Below are 22642 nucleotides of genomic sequence, written 5' to 3'. Positions count from 1 at the left end.
GCCTGACTCCCAGCATAGCCAGCGGCCAGGTGGCCGGCCGGACGGCCAGCAACCGGCGAGCGCCCTGCTCCCGGCCAGCCTCCAGGAGATACTACCGTCCCACGTTCGGCTGTCGGCGGCCTGTGCCGCCCGCTATGATCAACGGACCGGCACGCCAGGCCATTCGTACCGCCGCCAGGCTGCAGGGATGCCGCCCAGCGCTGCATGATCCTCGCCCCATGAAGAAGGAATCGAAAGACATGATCGAAATAAGCGTCTCCGTAAGCATCGCCCGTCCGGCCGCCGAGGTCTGGTCGATCCTCGGCGGGTTCGATTTCCTGCCGCGCTGGGTCGGGCCGATCGCCAGCAGCCGGCTCGAGGACGGCGGTCGCGTGCGCCGCCTGGAGACGATCGACGGCGAGGTCATCGTCGAGCGCCTGCTGGAATTCAGCGACAGCGAGCGGCAATACAGCTACGCGCTGCTCGAAAGCCCCTTCCCGGTGTCCGAGTACGTCGGCCAGGTGGCGGTCCGCGACGATGGCGCCGGCGGCGTGCAGGCGGTCTGGTCCAGCCGCTTCCGCAGCCATGGGGTCGACGCGGTGGAGATCGCCGCGGACTTCGAGGGCTTCTATCACGCCGGTCTGGAGCGGCTGAAGGCGCTGGTCGAGGAGCGCTGACTGCTCACGGGCGCTTCATGAACGCCTGCAGGCGCGGAACCATGAAGTCGAGGAACACCCGCACCCGCTGGGGCACATGCCGCCCGCCCGGGTAGAGCGCATGGACCTCTTCGCAGTCGTGGCCGCTCTCGGCGAGCACCTCGACCAGCAGGCCGGCGGCGATGTCGCGGTCGATGTGGAAGTCGGCCAGCCGGGCGATGCCGGCCCCGGCGATGGCCAGGCGGCGCACCGTCTCGCCATTGTTGGCCAGGAGGTTGCCGCGCACCATGCGGTCGACGATGCGCCCGCCCTGGCGCAGCGGCCAGACCGGGCTGGCACGGCGGAAGTTGAAACCCAGGCAGTTGTGCCGGTCGAGATCCTCGATGCTTTCAGGCACGCCGTGCCGCTCAAGATAGGCCGGGGCGGCAACCATCCGCCGCCGGGCGACGCCGATCCTGCGCGCGCGCAGGCTCGAATCCCCCAGCGCGCCGATGCGAAAGGCGATGTCGGTGCGTTCCAGATAGAGATCGACGAGATCGTCGGACAACGACAGGTCCACCAGGATGTCCGGGTGGGCCTCCCAGAAGACCGGCAGCAGCGGCTCGATGCCCCAGGTGCCGAAGCCCACCGAGGCATTCACCCGCACCGTGCCGCGGGCGTGGCGCGCGCCCCTGGCGAGCGCCTGCTCAATGTCGTCGAGTTCGGCGAGCAGCGCCTGGCTGCGCTCGTAGTACAGGCGTCCCTCGTCGGTCAGCGCCAGCCGGCGGGTGGAACGCTCGAACAGACGCACGCCGAGGCGCTGCTCGATGCGCAGGACCAGCTTGCTGATGGTCGAGGGGCTGGCCAGCAGCTGGCGGGCGGCCTCGGAAAAGCTGCCGGTCTCCACCACGCGGACGAATACCTGCATCTCGCCGGCCCGATTGTCCATGGCTTCCTCTCTCGCTCGACCGCTTGACGGGCTGCGAAACGGTATCACAAATCGGCCAAAGGTCCCGGCTGCGCAGGCGGACATCCCACGCTCGCACGATGCGAAACAAGCCTCAACCCTGCATCCATTGTGGCCGGGCCTTTTCGATGCGCGGTACGATGCGGGCGCCCCAGAGACGTTCGTTCCAGTTCCCACTCACCGTTCGACATGACGAGCACGGGCACAACGACACACGAAGGAGCGAAAGGAGCACTCCCCATGATCTCCAAGCGATTCCGGCCTACCGTGCCCCGAGGATGGCTGCGCATCGTCGTGGCAGCCGTCGCAACCATGCTCACCACCGGCATCGCCCCACTCGTTGCCGCTGAAGAGAGCGACTCCGTCGTCGCCTCACGGGTGAGCGCCGAGGGGCTCGGCGAACTGCGCCCCGAGGTGCATCTGACGTCAGCGAGCGGCTGGATGAACGATCCGCAGCGGCCCTTTTTCCTCGATGGTCGCTGGCACCTGTACTACCTCTACAATGAGGATTACCCGAACGGGAACGGTACCGAGTGGTACCACGTCACCTCGACCGACCTGGTGCACTGGTCCGACGAGGGCGTGGCGATCCACAAGTACACGCGCGGCGACGGCGACATCCAGTCCGGCAGTGCTGTCATCGACGTGAACGATACGGCCGGGTTCGGTGCCGGCGCGATCGTTGTCGTCGCGACACAGCAACTGGATGCCGTGCAGACCCAGTCGCTGTTCTACTCCACCGACGGCGGCTACACCTTCGAGCAGTATGAAGGCAACCCCATCATGCGCAATCCGGCGGGCAGCGGGGACTTTCGCGACCCGAAAATCACCTGGGACGCGGAGCATTCGCGCTGGCTGATGCTCATCTCCGAGCCGCACAAGATCGGTTTCTACACCTCCGCGAACCTGAAGGAATGGACCTACCTGTCGGGGTTCGAGCGCAACGACCTGGGCATCATGGAGTGCCCGGAGCTGTTTCGCATGTCGGTCGAAGGCGACCCGTCGCGCACGACCTGGGTGCTGGCGACCGGCGCGAACGGCTTCAACTACGGCATGAATTCCGGGTATGCCTACTGGACCGGCGAGTGGGACGGAACGAACTTCCACCCCGATCAGGCCGAACCCCAGTGGCTCGACAACGGGTCGGACTTCTACGCCGCCGTCACCTGGACCGACCCACGGCAGACCGCCGAAGAGCAACTGCGTACCCGGTACGCCGTCGGCTGGGCAAACAACTGGGACTATGCCCGCCGGCTTCCCGCCGGCGAATGGGGCGGCAGCCACCTTTCGCTCGTGCGCGAGCTGCACCTGAAGAACATCGACGGCCGGCTCGCGCTCAGCTCGCGCCCGATCGACACGCTCGGCACGCTCGAGGGCGAACAGGCCCGCATCGAGCAGTTGCAGATCGGCCATGGCGAGACCCGGGAGGTGCCGCAGCCAACGAGTGCCGCGTACCGGTTGCGCGCCTCGATTGCGCAGGACCCGCTCCAGCCGGCCCGGGAGATGCGATTGAAGCTCAAGACCGACGGCACGCACTTCACGACCATTGGCTACGACTTCACCACTGAAACGGCATTCATCGTCCGCGACCACGATGCGATCGCCGACCAGCTGACCGAGGTGTACCAGCACGGGCGCACGATCCGCGTCCGGCCACGGGATGGCGCCGTCGATCTCGACGTCATCGTCGACCGCACTTCGGTCGAAATGTTCGTGAACGGCGACGAGCACGCGCTGAGCGCGGTCGTGTACGGCGCGAACGACGCGAACGACGCGAACGGCATCACCGCCGAGGCGTTCGACGGGCTCGCCGTCATCCGCTCGATGAGCGTTGCCCCGCTCGCGCCCGCCTCGCCGGTGCGCCGGAACTGAGCGGGCCGGCAGCCGGCCCGCCGTCGCCGGCGGACCTGCCTCTTCAAGCGGTCGTCAGCATGTGGCCGCGCCGTTCCTGGTTGATGTGCCAGGACAGGGCTTCCTCCAGCACATGCGGGGTCTGCCCGCCGCGCTCGCAGGCGCGTGCGAAGTAGTCCTCCAGCGCCGCGCGGTACTCGGGGTGCACGCAGTTGTCGATGATCGCCCGCGCCCGCTCGCGCGGTGCCAGGCCGCGCAGGTCGGCCAGGCCCTGCTCGGTGACCAGGATGTCCACGTCATGCTCGGTGTGGTCGACGTGGCTGACCATCGGCACCACGCTGGAGATGGCCCCGTCCTTGGCGATCGACTTGGTGACGAAGATCGCCAGCTGGGCGTTGCGGGCGAAGTCGCCGGAGCCGCCGATGCCGTTCATCATCCGCGTGCCGCCGACGTGGGTGGAGTTGACGTTGCCGTAGAGGTCGAACTCCAAGGCGGTGTTGATGCCGATGATGCCGAGCCGGCGGGCCACTTCCGGATGATTGGAGATCTCCTGCGGGCGCAGCACCAGGCGCTCCTTGTAGCGCTCGAAGTCGCCGAACACCTGGGTGCCGCGGGCCGCGGAGAGAACGATCGAGCTGCCCGAGGCGAAGTCCAGCTTGCCGGCGTCGAACAGCTCGAAGGTGGAGTCCTGCAGCACCTCCGAGTACATGCTGAGGTTCTCGAAGGGCGCATCGACCAGGCCGGCCATCACCGCGTTGGCGATGGAGCCGACACCGACCTGCAGCGGCCCCAGGTTGCGCGGCAGGCGCCCTGCTTCCACCTCGTTGGCGAAGAAGCCGATCAGGTGGTCGGCGATCGCCTGGGTCTCCCCGTCCGGCGGCAGCACGTTGGACGGCGAGTCGCTGTACTCGCTGATGACGATGGCGGCGATCTTCGCCGGATCGATCGGGATTGCCGTGGCGCCGATACGCTGGTCCGGCCTGACCAGCGGAATCGGCGAGCGCTCCGGACGCTCCGGCGGGATGTAGATGTCGTGCAGCCCTTCCAGGTTGGTGCCGTAGCGCAGGCTGATCTCGACGATCACCTGGTCGGCGAACAGCGCCAGGTTGGCCGAGTTGCCCACCGAGGCGGTCGGCACGATATGGCCGTCCTCGGTGATCGCCACCGCCTCGACCACGGTGACGTCCGGCCGCTTGAGCTGATTGCTGCGCATCTGCTCGACGGTTTCGGAGAGGTGCTGGTCGATGAACATGACCTTGCCCTCGTTGATCGCCTTGCGCAGGGCCGGGTCGGCCTGGAACGGCATGCGCCGGGCCAGCAGGCCGGCCTCGGCCATCAGCTTGTCGAGGCCGTTGCCGATGCTGGCGCCGGTGATCAGGCTGATGCTCAGGGGCTCGTGGCTGGTGCGCTCGACCAGGGCGAAGGGCACGGCCTTGGCGTCGCCGGCGCAGGCGAAACCGCTCATGCCGACAGTCATGCCATCCTTGATCAGGGAAGCGGCTTCGGCTGCGCTCATGACCTTGTCATGCAGGGAAGCCAAGCGGATACGCTCGGAGTACATGCGGGGAAACCTCGAAGATTGTAGTTATTAGTAAGAGGAATGCGGGTGAAGCACTTACCGTCGCTGGGGCTTATACAAAGTTTCGCCCCCCCTCCCCACTAGACCAAAGCATGAAGGGGCCACCGGCCAGTCAGGAACGGGCCTGCCCGCCTTCTCGACCGCCGCCTGCCGCGAAAGACGCCGGCACTGTCATGCCTCTTGCACGGCAAACCGGCGCAACGAAGCGCGGCGACAAAAAAGGCCGGACCGGGAAGGCTCCCGATCCGGCCAAGGCACCGACGTCGAGCGCAGCCTGGAGGGATCCACGGGCTGCGGCCGGGTCGGTATTGCGAGGAAAGTCTTGCTCGGCTCAGCCGGCCTTCAGCATGTGGCCGCGCTCCTCCAGGTTGAGGTGCCAGGACAGCGCCTCGCCCAGCAGGTGCGGGGTCTGCCCGCCGCGCTCGCAGGCGCGCGCGAAGTAATCCTCCAGCGCCGCGCGGTAGTCCGGGTGCACGCAGTTGTCGATGATCGCCCGCGCCCGCTCGCGCGGCGCCAGGCCGCGCAGGTCGGCCAGGCCCTGCTCGGTGACCAGGATGTCGACGTCGTGCTCGGTGTGGTCGACGTGGCCGACCATCGGCACCACGCTGGAGATGGCCCCGTCCTTGGCGACGGACTTGGTGACGAAGATCGCCAGGCGCGCGTTGCGGGTGAAGTCGCCGGAGCCGCCGATGCCGTTCATCATCCGCGTGCCGCCGACGTGGGTGGAGTTGACGTTGCCGTAGAGGTCGAACTCCAGCGCGGTGTTGATGCCGATGATGCCGAGCCGGCGGGCCACTTCAGGATGGTTGGAGATTTCCTGCGGGCGCAGGACCAGGCGGTCGCGGTACTTGCCCAGATCGGCGAAGACGCGCCGGCCGCAGTCTTCCGACAGGGTGATCGAGCAGCCGGAGGCGAACCCGAGCCGGCCGGCGTCGAACAGCGCGAAGGCCGAATCCTGCAGTACCTCGGAATACAACGTCAGATCGCTGAACGACGACTCGATCAGGCCATGCATCACCGCGTTGGCGATGGAGCCGACACCGACCTGCAGCGGCGCCAGATTGCCGGCCAGCCGCCCGCTCGCCACCTCCCGCTCGAAGAAGCCGATCAGGTGGTTGGCGATGGCCTGGGTCTCGTTGTCCGGCGGCAGCATCGGGTAGGCCGTCTCGGGGGTGTCGCAGATGACGATGGCGGCGATTTTCGCCGGATCGATCTCGATGGCCGGCGTACCGATGCGCTCGTCGACCCGGACCAGGGGAATCGGCTGGCGATCCGGGCGATCTTCCGGAATGTGGATATCGTGCAGCCCTTCCAGCAGCGGGTTGCAGCCGAGGTTGAGTTCGACGATCACCTGCCTGGCCATCAGGGCCAGGCTGGCCGAATTGCCCACCGAGGAGGTCGGCACGATATGCCCCTGCTCGGTAATGGCCACCGCCTCGATCACGGCGATATCCGGTGTCGGGATGTGGCCGTCACGTATCTGCTCGACGACCTCCGAAAGATGCTGGTCGATGAACATGACGTCGCCGGCATTGATGGCCCGGCGCAGGAGGGGATCGCCCTGGAAGGGCATGCGCCGGGCGAGCAGTCCGGCCTCGGCCATCAGGCCGTCCAGCCCCCTGCCGAGACTGGCGCCGGTGATCAGGTTGATCCTGAGGGGCGCGCCTCCCGCCCGCTCGACCAGCGCCAGGGGAATGGCCTTGGCGTCGCCCGCCCCGCCGAAGCCGCTCATGCCGACGGTCATGCCGTCCTCGATCAGGGCCGCCGCCTGCGCGGCACTCATGATTCGGTCATGCAGGGAAGCCAGACGAATACGCTCGGAATACATGGGAAACCTCGGAGGATTGTAATTATTCGAAGGGGGGCCTTGGCCGTACCGGGTCCGGCCCGGACGGCCTTGTGGAAACGATCATGCAAGCCGGCGAGGCGCCCTACATGTTCGGGTAATTGGGTCCGCCGCCTCCCTCGGGCGCCACCCAGACGATGTTCTGCGACGGGTCCTTGATGTCGCAGGTCTTGCAGTGCAGGCAGTTCTGCGCGTTGACCTGCAAACGTGGCTCGCCCTGCTCGGCGCCCAGCACCTCGTACACCCCGGCCGGGCAGTAGCGCTGCGCCGGCTCGGCGTAGCGCGGCAGGTTCTCGCTCAGCGGCAGCGCGCCGTCCTTGAGAACCAGATGGCAGGGCTGGTTCTCTTCGTGATTGGTGTTGGAGAGGAACACCGAAGCAGGCTTGTCGAAGCTCAGCACACCGTCCGGCTTCGGATAGACGATGGGCGAGCAGTCCGCCGCGGGGCGCAGCCGGGCATGGTCGGCCTCGCGGTCGTGCAGGGTGATCGGCAGCCGGCCGGCGAAGACATTCTGCTCGACGAAGTTGAAGGCGCCGCCGGCCAACGGCCCGAGCCGGTGCAGCGCCGGGCCGAAGTTGCGCGAGCGGTACAGCTCCTCATGCAGCCAGGAGGCCTCGAAGGCCGCCTTCCAGCGCGGCGCCCAGGCGCTGTCGGGCAGTTCCTCGGCGAGCGCGGCGAATACCGTCTCCGCCGCCAGCAACCCCGACTTCATCGCCGTGTGGCTGCCCTTGATCTTGGATACGTTCAGGGTGCCGGCGTCGCAGCCGAGCAACAGGCCGCCGGGGAAGGCCATCTCCGGCAGGGCATTGAAGCCGCCCTTGGCGATGGCCCGCGCGCCGTAGGACACCCGCTTGCCGCCGTCCAGGTACTGCTTCAGCACCGGGTGGTGCTTGAGCCGCTGGAACTCGTCGAAGGGGCTGAGCCAGGGGTTGGCGTAGTTCAGGTCGACGATCAGGCCGACCACGACCTGGTGGTTCTCCGCGTGGTAGAGGAAGAAGCCGCCGCCGGTGTCTTTGTCCAGCGGCCAGCCGGCGCCGTGGATCACCAGCCCGGGCCGGTGGCGGGCCGGGTCGATGTCCCACAGCTCCTTGATGCCGAGGCCGTAGTGCTGCGGGTCGGCGTTACGGGCCAGGTCGAAGCGCGCGGCGAGCTGCTTGCCCAGATGGCCCCGGCAGCCCTCGGCGAACAGGGTGTAGCGGGCGTGCAGTTCCATGCCCGGCATGAAGCCGTCCTTGGCCGAGCCGTCGGCGGCCACGCCCATGTCGCCGGTGGCCACGCCCCTGACCCGGCCGTTCTCGTCGTAGAGCACTTCCGCGGCGGCGAAGCCCGGGAAGACCTGCACGCCCAGCGCCTCGGCCTGCTCGCCCAGCCAGCGCACCAGGTTGCCGAGGCTGACGATGTGGTTGCCGGCGTTGTGCAGGCTTTTCGGCAGCAGCGCGTCGGGCAGCTTCACGGCCTGCTCGGCGTTCTTCAGCAGGTAGACTTCATCCGCGCTGACCGGCGTGTGCAGCGGGGCGCCAAGTGCCTTCCAGTCGGGAAACAGCTCGTCGAGGGCGCGCGACTCGAACACCGCGCCGGAGAGAATGTGCGCTCCGACTTCGGAGCCCTTCTCCACCACGCAGACTTCCAGCGGCCGGTTCCGTTCGGCGGCCAGCTGCATCAGCCGGCAGGCGGCGGACAGTCCCGCCGGACCGGCGCCGACGATGACCACGTCGAATTCCATGGCTTCGCGCATGGCGCGTTCCTCCACATCAAAGGCCAAAAGGCTTGTTGTTGTCGTGGTAGGGCGGGTGAAACCCGCCGGACATGGCGCGGAGCCGCACCGGAGTCGGCGGGTTGCACCCGCCCTACACCTCCACTCCGGGGTTCAGAGGGCCTTTTCCAGCTCGGGCACCGCCTCGAACAGATCCGCCACCAGGCCGTAGTCGGCGACCTGGAAGATCGGCGCCTCGGGGTCCTTGTTGATCGCCACGATCACCTTGGAATCCTTCATCCCCGCCAGATGCTGGATGGCGCCGGAGATGCCCACCGCGATGTACAGCTCCGGCGCGACGATCTTGCCGGTCTGCCCGACCTGCATGTCGTTGGCGACGAAGCCGGCGTCCACCGCCGCCCGCGAGGCGCCGACCGCCGCGCCCAGCTTGTCGGCGAGCGTCTCCAGCAGGGCGAAGTTCTCGCCGCTGCCCAGCCCGCGGCCGCCCGACACCACGATGCGCGCGCTGCCCAGTTCCGGGCGGTCGGACTTGGCCAGTTCCTCGCCGACGAAGCGCGAGGTGCCGGCATCGTGCGCGGCATCGAGACTCTCGACGGCGGCGCTGCCGCCCTCGGCCGGCACCGGGTCAAAGGCGCTGGCGCGCACCGTGGCGACGACCACCGGGTCCAGCGACTGCACGGTGGCGATGGCATTGCCGGCATAGATCGGCCGGCGGAAGGTGTTCGGCGAGACGACGCCGACGATGTCGGAGAGCTGGGCCACGTCGAGCAGCGCGGCGACCCGCGGCATCAGGTTCTTGCCGGCCGAGCCGGCCGGCGCGAGCAGGTGCGAATAGGCTTTCCCGGGCCCGACGACCAGCCGGGCGAGGTTTTCCGCCAGCTGGTGCTCGTAGACAGCGGCATCGGCGACCAGCACCTTGCTCACCCCGGGGATGGCGGCGGCCTGGGCGGCGACGGCCCCGCAGGAGCGGCCGGCGACCAGCAGATGCACCTCGCCGCCCAGCAGCGCCGCGGCGCCCAGGGTGTTCAGGGTGGCGCCCTTGAGGGTGCGGTTGTCGTGTTCGGCAATGACAAGAATGGCCATCAGATCACCTTCGCTTCGCTCTTCAGTTTTTCCACCAGCTCGCTCACGCTGCCGACCTTGATCCCGCCCTGGCGCTCGGCCGGCGCCTCGACCTTGAGCAGGCGGGTGTGGGCCTTCAGCGCCACGCCGAGTTCGGCGGGGGTCTTGACCTCCAGCGGCTTCTTCTTGGCCTTCATGATGTTGGGCAAGGAGGCGTAGCGCGGCTCGTTGAGGCGCAGGTCGGTGGTGACGATGGCCGGCAGGGCCAGCGACAGGGTCTGCAGGCCGCCGTCGATCTCGCGGGTGACCTCGAGGCGGCCCTCCTGCAGGGCGAGCGCCGAGGCGAAGGTGGCCTGCGGCCAGTCCAGCAGCGCGGCGAGCATCTGCCCGGTCTGGTTGTTGTCGGCGTCGATGGACTGCTTGCCGAGGATCACCAGCTCGGGCTGCTCCGCCGCGACCACCGCGGCGAGCAGCTTGGCGACCACCAGGGATTCGGGTGGCTCGGCGGTGTCGATCTGGATGCCGCGGTCGGCGCCGAGGGCCAGGGCGGTGCGGATCTGCTCCTGGCAGGCGGTGGGGCCGACCGAGACGGCGACGATCTCGGTCGCGATGCCGGCTTCCTTGAGGCGCACGGCCGCTTCCACGGCGATCTCGCAGAAGGGGTTCATGGCCATCTTGACGTTGGCCAGATCGACGTCGCTCTGGTCGGCCTTCACCCGCACCTTGACGTTGTAGTCGATCACCCGTTTGACGGTTACCAGTATTTTCATTGCGCAAGTCCCCGCTGGGGCGGCCTCCGTGGGCCGTCCGCTCTTGTTGTGGTGCTTGTCAGCGGCGTCCCGGCGGGACGCCGTTCCCGTGGCGCGGAATCAGAACTGCTCGTCGGCCAGCGCCATGATGCTGCCGCTGCCGGCGCGGATCGCCGCCAGCAGGGCCTGGGTGCGCGGCAGCAGTTGCTCGCAATAGAAGCGCGCGGTGACCAGCTTGCTCTCGAGGAACGCGCGGTCGCCGTCGCCGGCCTCCAGCAGTGCCTGGGCGCGCAGCGCCGAACGGGCCATCAGCCAGCCGCCGCACAGGTAGCCGGACAGCATCAGGAAGTTCACGCTGACGCTGCCGGCCAGCGCCGCATCGGCCTCGGCGCCTTCCAGCAGCAGGCGGCGCGCCTCGCGGCCGGCGGCCAGAGCCTCGCCGAGCGCCCGGGCCTGGGCGGCGAAGGGACCGGCGCTCTCCAGCCGGGCGACGGTTTCGCCGATCTCGTCGAGCAGGCCGCCGAGCAGCTCGCCCTTGTTCAAGAGGGTCTTGCGCCCCACCAGGTCGAGCGCCTGGATGCCGGTGGTGCCCTCGTAGATGGTCAGGATGCGCGCATCGCGGTAGTGACGGGCGGCGCCGGTCTCCTCGATGAAGCCCATGCCGCCGTGGATCTGCACGCCGAGGGAGGTCACCTCCTGGGCCAGCTCGGTCAGCCAGCCCTTGACGATCGGCGTCAGCAGGTCCACGCGGCCCTGGTGATGCGCGGCAGCGGCCGGGTCCGGCGCATGGGCGGCGCGGTCGACCTCGGTGGCGGCGACCAGCGCCAGGGCGCGCATCGCCTCGATGGAGGCCTTCATCTGCAGCAGCATGCGGCGCACGTCGGGGAACTCGATGATCGGGAAGCGGCTGCCGTCCTTGCGGGTTCCCTGCAGGCGCTCCCTGGCGTACTGGCGGGCCTGCTGGTAGGCGCGCTCGGAGATCGCCAGGCCCTGCAGGCCGACGCTCTGGCGGGCGTGGTTCATCATGGTGAACATGCAGGCCAGGCCCTTGTGCGGCTCGCCGACCAGGTAGCCGACGGCGCCTTCGGTGTCGCCGAAGCTCATCACGCAGGTCGGGCTGCCGTGGATGCCCAGCTTGTGCTCCAGGGAGACGCACTGGGCGTCGTTGCGCGCGCCCGGCCTGCCCTGGGCGTCGAGCAGGAACTTGGGCACGATGAACAGCGAGATGCCCTTGACCCCGGCGGGCGCATCCGGCAGCCGCGCCAGCACCAGATGGACGACGTTGTCAGTCATCTGGTGGTCGCCCCAGGTGATGAAGATCTTCTGCCCGCTGATCAGGTAGTGGTCGCCGTTGGGCACGGCCCTGGCCTTGATCGCCGCCAGGTCCGAGCCGGCGTCCGGCTCGGTGAGGTTCATGGTGCCGGTCCACTCGCCGCTAACCAGCTTGGGCAGGTAGGCGGCCTGCAGCTCGGCCGAGCCGTGGTGGGCGAGGGCCTCGATGGCCCCCTGGGTGAGCATTGGGCAGAGGGCGAAGGCCATGTTCGCCGAGTGCCAGATCTCGTTGACGGCGGTGCCCACCACGTTCGGCAGGTTCTGCCCGCCCCAGGTCTCGGCGGCGGTCAGCGACGGCCAGCCGCTTTCCTGGAACTGCCGGTAGGCGGCGGCGAAGCCGGGGGTTTCCTCGACGCCCCGCTCGCCCAGGCGAGCGCCCTGGGTGTCGCCAACGGCATTCAGCGGCGCCAGCACCTCGGAGCCGAGCCGGCCGGCCTCGGCCAGGATGGCGGAGACCAGCTCGCCGTTGACGTCGTGCAGGCCGGCTTCGGCGCAGAAGCGCTCCAGCTCGACCAGCTCGCCCAGCACGAATTCCGTGTCGCGGTAGGGATGGACATAGTCACTCATTGATTCTTTCCTCTTTATTGTTCGGTGAGCCGGCACCCGGCACTTTCGTAGGGTGGGTCAGGCCACAGGCCGTAACCCACCAACGGCAGCACAGCTGCCGCCATCGACGCAAAGACTCAGAAGTAGCCCCGGCCGGCGGCCAGGCGGGCGCGGAAATCGTCCGTCAATTGATAGAGCCCGCCATGCCGGGCATGGGCCTCGGCCTTGCGGGCGAAGACCGCCAGGCCCTGGGTGTCGAGGTAGCGCAGGGCGCCGCCGCGAAAGCGCGGGAAGCCGATGCCGAGCAGCAGCCCCATGTCGATCTCCTCGGCCGTCTCGACGATGCCGTCCTCCAGGCAGCGCACCGCCTCCAGGCACAAGGGGATCATCAGACGGTCGACGATCTCCTCGTCGGAAACCTCGACCCGCTCCAGCACCCGCCCGGCGATCAGCGCGCGGGCGGCTTCCGCCGGCTGCCGGCTGCGCCGGCCGGAAGCGTCCTTGGCGTACTCGTAGAAGCCCTTGCCGTTCTTCTGGCCGAGCGCGCCACTGGCCAGCAGCACGTCCATGATCGGCTCGCCGTCGTGGCCCATGCGCTCGGGGAACCCCTCCTGCAGCACATGGTCGGCGTGGACCATGGTGTCGATGCCGATCACGTCGGCCAGGTAGGCCGGCCCCATCGGCCAGCCGAAGTCCTCCATGACCCGGTCGATCCGCTCGAAGTCGACGCCGTCCCTGAGCAGGCGGTTGAAGCCGTTGAAATAGGGAAAGAGCACGCGGTTGACCAGAAAGCCCGGGCAATCGCCGACCACGATGGGGGTCTTGCCCATGGCGCTGGCGTAGGCCACGGTGCGGGCGATGGTCGCCTCGCTGCTGCGGCTGCCGCGGATCACCTCCACCAATTGCATCAGTTGCACCGGGTTGAAGAAGTGCATGCCGCAGAAGGACTCCGGCCGCTTGAGGCCCTGCGCCAGCAGGTCGATGGAGATGGTCGAGGTGTTGGAGGTCAGCACCGTGTCCGCCGGCACCTGGTCCTCCACCTCGGCCAGCACGGCAGCCTTGATCCTGGGATTCTCGACCACGGCCTCGACCACCAGATCGACCCCGGCGAAATCCTGGTAGTCCAGCGCCGGCTGGATGTTCTCCAGCACCCGCTGCTTGCCGGCCGCATCCAGCCGGCCCTTGTCGATCTGCCGGTCGAGCAGTTGGCTGGCGGTCTTCAGGCCCAGTTCGAGCGCCTCGCCGCGGATGTCCTTCATGACGATGGGAACGCCCGAGGACGCCGACTGGAAGGCCACCCCGCCGCCCATGATGCCGGCGCCGAGCACCGCGCTGCGGCGGACCGGCGCGGCCTTGCCGCTCCAGGCCCGGGCCTTCTTCCTGACCAGCTGGTCGCCGAGGAACAGGCCGATCAGGGCGCGGGCGACGTCGGATTTGGCCAGAACCGCGAAGGTGCACGCCTCGATCTGCAGCGCCTCGTCCAGCGGCAGTGTGGCATGCCGGACGAGCGCATTGAGGATCGCCGCCGGCGCCGGATAGTGGCGATCGAGCTTGCCGGCGTGCTGGCGCTGCAGCTCGGCCAGCCGCTCGCGCGTCTCCGGGGTGTCGGCGAGGGGCTGTTGCTTGTGGGCGCGGTGGGCGGCGAGCGACGGCTCGCCGCTGGCGGCCAGGCGCAGCAGGTTCAGCGCGGAATCACGCAGCTCCCCGGCAGCGACCACCCGGTCGACCGCGCCCAGCTCCAGCGCCCTGGCCGCGGCCTGGGGCTTGCCGGCGAGCATCCAGTCGAGCGCCGCCTCGGCGCCGATCAGCCGGCTCAGGCGCACGGTGCCGCCCCAGCCCGGGCAGAGGCCCAGGGTCACTTCCGGCAGGCCGATCCGGGCGTCCGCCGCCAGGACCCGGAAATCGGCGGCCAGCGCCAGCTCGCAGCCGCCGCCCAGGGCCAGGCCGTTCACCGCGGCCACGGTCGGGAACGGCAGGGCCTCCAGGGCGCCGAACAGCAGCTGCCCCTGGCGAATCCACTCCACCAGCTCGCCTTCGCTGCGGGCGAAGGCCGCGGTGAATTCGGTGATGTCGGCGCCGACCACGAATGCCGGCTTGGCGCTGGAGATCAGCAGGCCCTCGATCTCGTGGCCGTGGCGCTCGAGCAGCCGGACGACCTCGGCCAGCTCGCCCAGGGTCAGGCTGTCCAGCTTGTTGACGGAGGAATCCTGCAGGTCGAGGGTCAGCTCGACCAGTCCCGCTTCCAGTGCCTTGAGGCGCATCGCCTTGCCGTTGTACATGCCGTGAAACTCCTTGTTGTTCTTGGCTCGGGGCCTCTCGGGCCGCACGCCTCCGCACCGTCGCCCGCGGCGACGGCCGGATCGAAAAAAGGTTTTGCCGCAGGGTGGAAAACCGCGCAGCGTTTTCCACCGCCGGGAGCTGGCTGCCGGTCAGTCGCGCTGCAGCAGCACCGCGATGCCCTGGCCGCCGCCGATGCACAGGCTGACGATGGCGTAGCGGCCCTGGACGCGGGCCAGCTCGTGGATCGCCTTCACCGTGACGATGGCGCCGGTGGCGCCGATCGGATGGCCCATGGAGATGCCGCTGCCATTGGGGTTGAGGCGCTCGCGCGGCAGGTCGAGCTCCTGGGCGACGGCCAGCGCCTGGGCGGCGAAGGCCTCGTTGACCTCGTAGACGTCGATGTCGCCGACGCCCAGGCCGTTGCGCTCGAGCAGCTGGCGGATGGCCGGGGCCGGGCCGATGCCCATGAGGCTGGGGTCGACGCCGACCACCGCATAATCGACCAATCTGGCCATGACCGGCCGGCCTTCGGCCTCGGCCTTGCGGCGCTCCATCAGCACCAGGGCGGCGGCGCCGTCGTTGAGTCCGGAGGCGTTGCCGGCGGTGACCGTGCCGCCCTGCTTGAACACCGGCTTCAGCCCCTTGAGGTCGTCGAGGGTGCAGTCGTGGCGGATGTGCTCGTCGGTGTCGAACAGGGTCGTGCCCTTGCGGCTCTTCAGCTCGATGGGCAGGATCTGCTCCCTGAAGCAACCCTGCTCGACGGCGCGCTGGGCGCGGTTGTGGCTCTCGACGGCCAGCACATCCTGCTGCTCGCGGGTGATGCCGTACTTCTCGGCAACGTTCTCCGCGGTCACGCCCATGTGGTAGTGGTTGATCGGACAGGTCAGGGCGCCGACCATCGGATCGACGGTCACGCCATCGCCCATCCGCTGGCCGAAGCGCGCCGTGGGCAGGTGGTAGGGCGCAAGACTCATCGACTCGGCGCCGCCGGCCACCGCCGTGTCGCACAGACCGAGCTGGATCTGCTGGGCCGCGCCGATCACCGCCTGCAGGCCGCTGCCGCACAGGCGGTTGACGGTCAGCGCCGGGGTCTGCTCGGACAGCCCGCCCTTGAGCGCCGCCACCCGGCTCAGGTACATGTCCAGCGGCTCGCTGTGGATGACGTTGCCGAACACGCACTGGCCGACGCTGGCCGCGTCGATCCCCGCCCGGCGCACCGCCTCGGCGACCATCAGGCCGGCCAGCTCGCTGGGCCGGTGACTCTTCAGGCTGCCGCCGTAACCGCCGATGGCCGTGCGTACTCCGCTGACGATGACCACTTCTTGTACTTGTACACGCATGGATGGTTTTCCTTGGAGAGTGCCGGGAGCGGACAGCCTTCCGAGCAGATCGGACGAGAGTCCGCGAATGGCCGTTAGCTTCCATCCGCGAGCGGGGAGTCGGCAATAACGAAACCAGCCTCAAAATTGACATTAACGGACAGCAACGATCTGGCCGTTCCGGTAGACTCCCGTCGCAGGAATACGCCTCTCCGGGACAGGCCATGAGCATCGAGCGCTACTCCATCTCCATGCATTTCCCGCGGGTGCTGATGAACGCCGCGCGCCGGCGAGGCCTCGACGAGGACGTGCTGCTCGCCGAGGCCGGCATCAGCCGCCGGCTGCTCGACAACCCCCACCTGCGCATCACCCCCGATCAGTTCAGCCGGCTGATGCGCGGGGTCTGGCGCCTGGGCGACGACGAGTTCCTCGGCATGGGCTCGCAGCGCTGCCGCCAGGGCCTCTTCGCGCTGATGGCCAAGCAGGTGGTCCGCTCGCGCAGCCTGCACTCGGTCTATTACAAGCTCGGCCACTTCTACAACCTGGTGAACGACTCGCTGCGCCTGGACCTGAAGGTCGAAGGCGAGGAGGCCATCTTCTCGATGGCGCTGAGCGATCCTTCCCAGGACCCGGACTACCTGCTGCGGGAGTTCCTGCTGCTGCTCTGGCACCGCTTTCCCAGCTGGCTGATCGGCCAGCGGATTCCGCTGAAGTACGTCGCCTTCGATCATGCGGCGCCCGAGCATCTGGCCGAATACCGGCTGATGTTCCCCTGCCCGGCGAAGTTCGAGCAGCCGACCAACTGCCTGGTGTTCGAGGCGCGGATGCTCGAAGCCCCGGTGGTGCAGACCCCCGAGGCCCTGGCCAACCACCTGCGGCGGGCGCCGATCGACTGGTTCACCCGGCCGGCCTACTACCCGGTGTACACCCGGCGGGTGCTGGACCATCTGGAAAGGTCCGGCGACCTGGCCGGCGCGACCATCCAGAGCACTGCCGCCGCCCTGCACCTCACCGAGCGCACCCTGCGCCGCCGCCTGTGCGCCGAGGGCAGCAGTTTCCAGGCCCTCAAGGACGGCATGCGCCGCGACATGGCCATCCACTACCTGACCCAGCCCTCCCTGCCGATTAGCCAGGTCGCCCGCCAGCTGGGCTTTTCCGAACCCTCGGCGTTCACCCGGGCGTTCAAGCAGTGGACGGGCGAGCTGCCGAAGACCTATCGGGATGCGGCGCGGAAAATGTAACTTTTCATGACGATTGACCTTCGCGGGCCTTTCCTCCCCCGCTCCGGCCCGGCGAATCCGGCCACTGGAATTCACCCAATCCACTGATTCCAAAACAAAATTGAACAGAAATATTGCTCCATCGCCATGGAGCGCCCGACCGCCGGGACTACCTGATTCAGGGCTTCAGGGCGGCAATCGGCCGCTTGTGCAGACGGCCTGCGCGGCCACCCGGCGTTTTCGAGTGGGGTCCCATGGCAGCCCTGGCATGCCGGCCGAACGCCGCCCAGGGCACGGCTGGCGCCGGCTCCGCTGGCGTCCGCCAGTTCAGCCCGGAGGGATGCGCAGTCTCTTCCCGGCCCGCTGACGGCAGAGCGGGGCGCGCCTGCTCCGCGACAAACCGGCCATTTCTCTGAAACCGCGTTCTTGAGCGGCTACAGCGGTTTTCTCGGGCTCCCGATAGGAGAATAATGAAGACGCTTCTCCCCCCTCCCTTGCCTGCGTTCCCACCTATTACCTACTCGAGGTTCACCATGACGGAGCACGCTCCAGCGGGCGCGCCGCAGCTTTCCGCTCGCGCTGTCTTATTGATCGAACTGGCCCTGGCGATGGGCGGTTTCGGTATCGGCACCGGCGAATTCGCCATCATGGGCCTGATGCCGAACGTGGCCCAGGACCTGAACGTCAGCGAGCCCCAGGTCGGGCATGTGATCAGCGCCTACGCCCTCGGCGTGGTGGTCGGCGCGCCGCTGCTGGCGATTCTCGGCGCCCGCCTGCCGCGGCGCATCCTGCTGATGCTGCTGATGCTGTTCTTCGCCGCCGGCAACTTCGCCAGCGCCCTGGCGACGGATTATCACGCCCTGATGCTTAATCGTTTCATCGCCGGCCTGCCCCACGGCGCCTACTTCGGCGTCGCCTCGCTGGTGGCCGCCTCCATGGTGGCGCCGGACAAGCGCGCCAACGCGGTCAGCCGGGTGATGCTGGGCCTGACCGTCGCCATCCTGATCGGCAACCCGCTGGCCACCTGGCTCGGCCAGTGGCTGAGCTGGCGCGCCGCCTTCGCCCTGGTCGGCGCCATTGCCCTGCTGACCATGGCCCTGGTGTTCATCCACCTGCCGGCGAGCCGCCAGGAGGAGCCCAGCAACCCGATGCGCGAGATCCGCGCCTTCAACCAGCCCCAGGTGTGGCTGGCGCTGGCCATCAGCTCGATCGGCTTCGCCGGCATGTTCTGCGTGTTCAGCTATCTGGCGCCGACCCTGCTGCAAGTGACCCGGGTGCACGAGGCCTGGATTCCGTTCGGCCTGGCCGCCTTCGGGCTCGGCACCATCGTCGGCAACATGGCGGGCGGCTGGCTGTTCGACCGCCTGAAGTTCAAGTCCGTCGCCCTGGTGCTGCTGTGGAGCACCGCCGTGCTGCTGCTCTTCCCGCTGTCGGTCCATTCGATCTGGAGCGTCCTGCCGGCGGTCTTCGCGGTGGGCACCATGGTCGCGCTGGCGCCGCCGCTGCAGACGCACCTGATGGACGTGGCCGCCGAGGCGCAGACCCTGGCCGCCGCCTCCAACCACGCCGCCTTCAACATCGCCAATGCCCTCGGCCCGTGGCTCGGCGGCCTGGCGATCAGCGCCGGCCTCGGCTGGACCGTCACCGGCTACGTCGGCGCGATCACCGCGGTCCTCGGCCTGCTGATCTTCCTCCAGGCCTGGAAGCTGCAGAGCGGCCCTGCGCAAACGGCGGCACCGGCCGGGCAGGCCGTGGCGGAGGGCTGAGCCCCGCGGCTGAGCGGGAGCCGGCCGGCTCCCGCCCTACTCCAGCGCGTACTCGAAGGTGCTGACCACCCGCAGGCGCTTGCCGATGGTGCGGCCGCTGTCCTCCTCGCCGCCGTCGCTGTCGAGCACGCGGATCACCCCCTGGTTGGCATTCTTCAGCCGGCCGAGGGTCGCCCCGGCATCCGCGGCGAACTTCGCCGCCTGCGCCCGGGCATTGAGGGTGGCCTCCTCCAGCAGCTTCGGTTTGACCTCGTTGAAGCCGCGCAGCTGATAGCGCAGGCCGGGCTGGCCCTGCTGCTCGGACTCGAGCTGGACGCCGGCCTGGATCAACGGATCGACCCGGTTGACCGCCTGCGCCAGCGCATCGACCCGCGGCGACTTCACCAGCACCTGTCCCTGGCCGTTGAAGCGCAGCCCCACCTCCCGCGGCGACCATTCGCGGGCCAGCAGGTCCTGGACCTGCAGCGGACGGATCTCGATCTCCCCGGCCTCGAAGCCCTGCTCGCCGAGGAAGGCCAGAATCCGCTCGCGGTCCTCGCTCAACAGCCGCTGCACGCCGCCGAATTCGTCGCCAGCACGGCGGAAGGACAGCGTCCAGATCGCGAAATCACTCTTCACGTCCAGTTCGGCCAGCCCCTTCACCGTCACCGCGCGGTCGCCCATGCGAAAGCGCTCCACGCCCCGTCCCACCGCCCAGCCGGCGAAGGCCAGGGCCACGCCGATGATCAGGGCGGGAATCCATCCGATACGTACCGTGTTTTCCATCGCCATCCTCCCGGGAATCCCCGAACAGGCTAGCCCATGCCACGCAAGCCGCCAGCGCCGCCCCACGGCCGCGGCGGGCGCTTGTCGGCGGCTTTGCCGCTGGATATGGTGCAGCCACTCCGTTCCCCCGCAGGCAGCCTCCCGCGCATGTCCATCCCCTCCCCCCGGCTCGGCCACTATGCCCTCGGCGGCATTCTCGCGAGCATCCTGCTCAACCTGTTGCTGCGCACCTTCGTCAAGGTCGGCGGCCTGCTCGCCACCCTGCTGATCGCCGGCCTGGTCGCCGCCGGCCTGGCGCTGGTCTTCGCCTGGCGGACGCACCGTGCGCCCTGGCCCGAAGAGCGCCGGGGCATCGTCCTGCGCTACGGACTGGGCCTCGGCGTGCTCTACCTCGGCCTGCTCGGCATGATGGAACAGCAGTACGAACACGGCCCGGTCGGGCTGCTGCTGTTCGGCCTGCACTACGCCTGCTATCCGGCACTGGCCTGGGTGGCGCTGGGCTGGAGGGGGTTCAAGGTTCAGTAGTGATAACGGCACATCACGATCTGCAGAGCATCTCCGTCCACCCTGTAGACCAGCCGATGTTCCTCGCCGATGCGGCGCGACCAGAAACCGCTGAGGTTGTGCTTCAAGGGCTCCGGCTTGCCAAGACCGCCGAACGGATCGCGTTGCGCATCCTGGATCAGCAGGTTGATCCGCTTGAGCCCGGCCTTGTCGTTTTGCTGGAACCACAGGTAGTCGTCCCAGGCCTCGGGCGTGAAGAGAATGTTCAAGGCTCAGTCTTCGTCGACGAGCGACCGCGGCTCCGCCTTGCCGGCGCGCAGGCTGGCGATCGAGCGGATCAGACGCTCCGCATTGGCCGGCGAGCGCAGCAGATAGGCCGTCTCCTCGAGAGCGTTGTAGTCGGCCAGGGAAATCATCACCACCGGCTCGCCCTTCTGCCGGGTGACCAGGATGGGCGTGCGGTCGTTGTTCACCCGATCCATGGTTTCCGCCAGGTGCTGGCGTGCCGTGGTGTAGTTGATGGTCTGCATGGCGCTCTCCTCGATGCCTTGGATATCGAAATGTACAGAAATGCGTACATATCGACAATCCAGCATGGCCCGCAGCCCGCCATGCCCGCCGCAGCGAAAGAACGCCGCCCTCAGCAAACGCCCATCCCCAGCTGCAGCAGGGCCAGCCCGCCCTGCCGCCAGCCCCACCAGGCGAGTGCCAGCAGCAGGCCGAGCAGCGCGGCGCCGAGCAGCCGGGCCAGCCCGCCGCTCATGCCGCCCCGGCTGCCTGCAGGCGCGCCACCGGCCGTTCACGCACCGGCCAGTTGAGCAGTGCGGCCATCAGGCTGAGGGCGATGGAAAGCTGCCAGACCAGCTCGTAGCTGCCCGTGCGGTCGTAGAGCCAGCCGCCCAGCCAGCCGCCGAGAAAGGCGCCGAGCTGGTGGAAGAGGAACACGATGCCGCCGAGCATCGACAGGTTGCGCACGCCGAACAGGGTCGCCACCGTGCCGTTGGTCAGCGGCACCGTGGACAGCCACAAGAGGCCCATGGCCATGCCGAAGGCGTAGGCGCTCCACTGGCTGAGCGGCAGATAGACGAAGGCGACGATCACCACGGCGCGCAGCAGGTAGAGCGCGGTCAGCAGTTGCGGCTTGGGGTGGCGCCCGCCGAGCCAGCCGGCGATATAGGTGCCGAACACGTTGAACAGCCCGACCAGCGCCAGCACCGTGGTGCCGACCCGGACCGGCAGCTGCTGGTCGACCAGATAGGCCGGCAGGTGCACGCCGATGAACACCACCTGGAAGCCGCAGACGAAGAAACCCAGCGCCAGCAGCCAGAAACCGGAGTGCGCCGCCGCCTCGCGCAGCGCCTCGCCCAGGCTCTGCTCGTCGGCCTGCGGCGGCTGCGGACTGTCCCTGAGCAGGCCCACCAGCGGCACGATCAGCGCGACCAGGAGCCCCAGCGCCAGCAGTGCCGACGACCAGCCGAGCCAGCCGATCAGCCCGAGGGTGCCGGGCAGCATGGCGAACTGGCCGAAGGAGCCGGCGGCCGCGGCGATGCCCATCGCCATGCTGCGTTTCTCCGCCGGTACGGCGCGGCCGACCACGCCGAGAATCACCGAGAAGGAGGTGCCGGACAGGCCGATGCCGATCAGCAGGCCCGCGCTCAGCGACAGCGTCCAGAGCGAGTCGGCCAGGGCCATCAGCGCCAGGCCCACGGCATAGAGCACACCGCCGACGACCACCGTCCGCGCCGCGCCGTAGCGGTCGGCCAGCGCTCCGGTGAAAGGCTGCGCCAGCCCCCAGATCAGGTTCTGCAGGGCGATGGCGAAGGCGAACACCTCCCGCCCCCAGCCGAACTCGGTGCTCATCGGCGCCAGAAACAGGCCGAAGCCGTGGCGGATGCCCAGCGACAGCGCCAGAATCAGCGAAGCGCCCAATAGAACCCAGCCACTCGTGCGCCATATCGAAGTCATGAGTCGTCCTTTTACGGGTATATACCCGCTTATCCGCGAAAAATCAGTCGAGCCCTTCCAGTTCATCCAGCAGCGCCATCAAGGTCGCCCGCTTCTCCGGCCCGAGGCGCTGGCCCAGTTGCTCCTGCACCTGCGCCCAGGCCCCCTTCGCCTGGTCGAGACAGGCCCGGCCCGCCGCCGTCAGGGACACCAGCCGGTTGCGCTGATCCTCGCCGCCTTCCAGCGCCAGCAACCCCTTGCCCTCCAGCACCCGCAGATTGCGCCCGAGGGTGCTGCGATCCAGCCCCAGCGCCTCGGCCAGCTCCGTGATGCTCGGCCGCCCCAGTCGCTCGAGGTTGCGCAGCAGCGAATACTGCGCGGCATTGACCCCGACGCCGGCAAGGGCGTCGTCGTACAGCCGGTTCACGCTGCGCGTGGCCCGGCGGAGTTTGGTGCAGAGGCAGAGGGTCGGAAGCATGGGATAAGGGTATATACCCGTAGCAGGCAGAACGTCAACCGTAGTGTTGACAGGCGGCAGGCGGGAAACAATCCGCTGCCCCGGTGGAAAACCGCTGCGCGGGCTT

At 68.6% G+C, this 22642-nt stretch carries 20 protein-coding genes; 5 read left to right on the top strand and 15 right to left on the bottom strand.

Annotated features, from left to right (window positions below; all coding sequences use genetic code 11):
• Positions 1-239 precede the first annotated feature (239 nt).
• Positions 240-656 (top strand): SRPBCC family protein, encoded by a 417-nt coding sequence (locus ACG10_RS06920; protein ID WP_039805067.1) that lies wholly within the window; start codon positions 240-242, stop codon positions 654-656.
• Positions 657-660: 4 nt separating this feature from the next.
• Here ACG10_RS06920 and ACG10_RS06915 read toward each other — a convergent pair whose 3' ends face one another.
• A complete protein-coding gene (locus tag ACG10_RS06915) occupies positions 661-1563 on the bottom strand; it encodes a LysR substrate-binding domain-containing protein (RefSeq protein WP_089167657.1) in 903 nt (300 codons plus the stop codon).
• A gap of 258 nt (positions 1564-1821) precedes the next feature.
• On the opposite strand from ACG10_RS06915, the gene ACG10_RS06910 reads away from it, so the two are divergent.
• Entirely contained in the window at positions 1822-3453 is a 1632-nt protein-coding gene (locus ACG10_RS06910) for a glycoside hydrolase family 32 protein (RefSeq protein ID WP_198319027.1), read from the top strand.
• A gap of 43 nt (positions 3454-3496) precedes the next feature.
• Here ACG10_RS06910 and ACG10_RS06905 read toward each other — a convergent pair whose 3' ends face one another.
• The 8 genes from ACG10_RS06905 to bktB form a co-directional block, all read right to left on the bottom strand.
• Positions 3497-4993, bottom strand: a complete 1497-nt coding sequence (locus ACG10_RS06905; RefSeq protein WP_089167656.1) for an acetyl-CoA hydrolase/transferase family protein — start codon at positions 4991-4993, stop codon at positions 3497-3499.
• Positions 4994-5342: 349 nt separating this feature from the next.
• The gene (locus tag ACG10_RS06900) at positions 5343-6839 is read right to left on the bottom strand and encodes an acetyl-CoA hydrolase/transferase family protein (protein WP_089167655.1); all 1497 of its coding nucleotides are present in this window, start codon (positions 6837-6839) and stop codon (positions 5343-5345) included.
• A 103-nt stretch (positions 6840-6942) separates the two neighbouring features.
• A complete protein-coding gene (locus tag ACG10_RS06895) occupies positions 6943-8592 on the bottom strand; it encodes an electron transfer flavoprotein-ubiquinone oxidoreductase (protein ID WP_089167654.1) in 1650 nt (549 codons plus the stop codon).
• A 132-nt stretch (positions 8593-8724) separates the two neighbouring features.
• Positions 8725-9654 carry an electron transfer flavoprotein subunit alpha/FixB family protein gene (locus ACG10_RS06890; RefSeq protein WP_089167653.1) on the bottom strand — a complete coding sequence of 310 codons (930 nt, stop codon included), beginning with the start codon at positions 9652-9654 and terminating at the stop codon, positions 8725-8727.
• Positions 9654-10403, bottom strand: coding sequence for an electron transfer flavoprotein subunit beta/FixA family protein (locus ACG10_RS06885; RefSeq protein ID WP_039805078.1), 750 nt, complete (start codon positions 10401-10403; stop codon positions 9654-9656). The genes ACG10_RS06890 and ACG10_RS06885 overlap by 1 nt, the downstream gene beginning before the upstream one ends.
• A 99-nt stretch (positions 10404-10502) precedes the next feature.
• Positions 10503-12281 (bottom strand): acyl-CoA dehydrogenase C-terminal domain-containing protein, encoded by a 1779-nt coding sequence (locus ACG10_RS06880; protein WP_089167652.1) that lies wholly within the window; start codon positions 12279-12281, stop codon positions 10503-10505.
• Between the two features lie 116 nt (positions 12282-12397).
• Positions 12398-14539 carry a fatty acid oxidation complex subunit alpha FadB gene (gene fadB, locus ACG10_RS06875; RefSeq protein ID WP_089167651.1) on the bottom strand — a complete coding sequence of 714 codons (2142 nt, stop codon included), beginning with the start codon at positions 14537-14539 and terminating at the stop codon, positions 12398-12400.
• Between the two features lie 150 nt (positions 14540-14689).
• Positions 14690-15880: a beta-ketothiolase BktB gene (gene bktB, locus ACG10_RS06870; protein ID WP_089167650.1), complete on the bottom strand. Its 1191-nt coding sequence runs from the start codon at positions 15878-15880 to the stop codon at positions 14690-14692.
• Between the two features lie 203 nt (positions 15881-16083).
• On the opposite strand from bktB, the gene ACG10_RS06865 reads away from it, so the two are divergent.
• Both ACG10_RS06865 and ACG10_RS06860 read left to right on the top strand, forming a co-directional pair.
• A complete protein-coding gene (locus tag ACG10_RS06865) occupies positions 16084-17100 on the top strand; it encodes an AraC family transcriptional regulator (protein ID WP_039805088.1) in 1017 nt (338 codons plus the stop codon).
• Between the two features lie 512 nt (positions 17101-17612).
• Positions 17613-18845, top strand: coding sequence for an MFS transporter (locus tag ACG10_RS06860; protein ID WP_089167649.1), 1233 nt, complete (start codon positions 17613-17615; stop codon positions 18843-18845).
• Between the two features lie 36 nt (positions 18846-18881).
• On the opposite strand, the gene ACG10_RS06855 is transcribed toward ACG10_RS06860, so the two are convergent.
• Positions 18882-19610, bottom strand: a complete 729-nt coding sequence (locus ACG10_RS06855) for an SIMPL domain-containing protein (RefSeq protein WP_089167648.1) — start codon at positions 19608-19610, stop codon at positions 18882-18884.
• Between the two features lie 147 nt (positions 19611-19757).
• On the opposite strand from ACG10_RS06855, the gene ACG10_RS06850 reads away from it, so the two are divergent.
• Positions 19758-20135, top strand: coding sequence for a hypothetical protein (locus tag ACG10_RS06850; protein ID WP_089167647.1), 378 nt, complete (start codon positions 19758-19760; stop codon positions 20133-20135).
• On the opposite strand, the gene ACG10_RS06845 is transcribed toward ACG10_RS06850, so the two are convergent.
• The 5 genes from ACG10_RS06845 to ACG10_RS06830 all read right to left on the bottom strand — a co-directional run bounded on the left by ACG10_RS06845 (position 20129) and on the right by ACG10_RS06830 (position 22536).
• The gene (locus ACG10_RS06845; RefSeq protein WP_089167646.1) at positions 20129-20383 is read right to left on the bottom strand and encodes a Txe/YoeB family addiction module toxin; all 255 of its coding nucleotides are present in this window, start codon (positions 20381-20383) and stop codon (positions 20129-20131) included. The genes ACG10_RS06850 and ACG10_RS06845 overlap by 7 nt on opposite strands.
• A gap of 3 nt (positions 20384-20386) precedes the next feature.
• On the bottom strand, positions 20387-20644 hold the full coding sequence (locus tag ACG10_RS06840) for a type II toxin-antitoxin system Phd/YefM family antitoxin (protein WP_039805099.1): 258 nt from the start codon (positions 20642-20644) through the stop codon (positions 20387-20389).
• A 110-nt stretch (positions 20645-20754) separates the two neighbouring features.
• A complete protein-coding gene (locus ACG10_RS24720; protein WP_264371131.1) occupies positions 20755-20877 on the bottom strand; it encodes a hypothetical protein in 123 nt (40 codons plus the stop codon).
• Positions 20874-22079, bottom strand: a complete 1206-nt coding sequence (locus tag ACG10_RS06835; protein WP_408608433.1) for an MFS transporter — start codon at positions 22077-22079, stop codon at positions 20874-20876. Before ACG10_RS06835 ends, ACG10_RS24720 begins: the two co-directional genes overlap by 4 nt.
• A gap of 43 nt (positions 22080-22122) precedes the next feature.
• The gene (locus ACG10_RS06830; RefSeq protein ID WP_198319026.1) at positions 22123-22536 is read right to left on the bottom strand and encodes a MarR family winged helix-turn-helix transcriptional regulator; all 414 of its coding nucleotides are present in this window, start codon (positions 22534-22536) and stop codon (positions 22123-22125) included.
• Between the last annotated feature and the right edge of the window lie 106 nt (positions 22537-22642).

Origin of the sequence: Azotobacter chroococcum (assembly GCF_002220155.1) — a bacterium.
Classification (GTDB): Bacteria; Pseudomonadota; Gammaproteobacteria; order Pseudomonadales; family Pseudomonadaceae; genus Azotobacter; species Azotobacter chroococcum.
The sequence above is the reverse complement of the archived record's forward strand: the minus strand, read 5'-3'. Positions and strand labels throughout refer to the sequence as shown.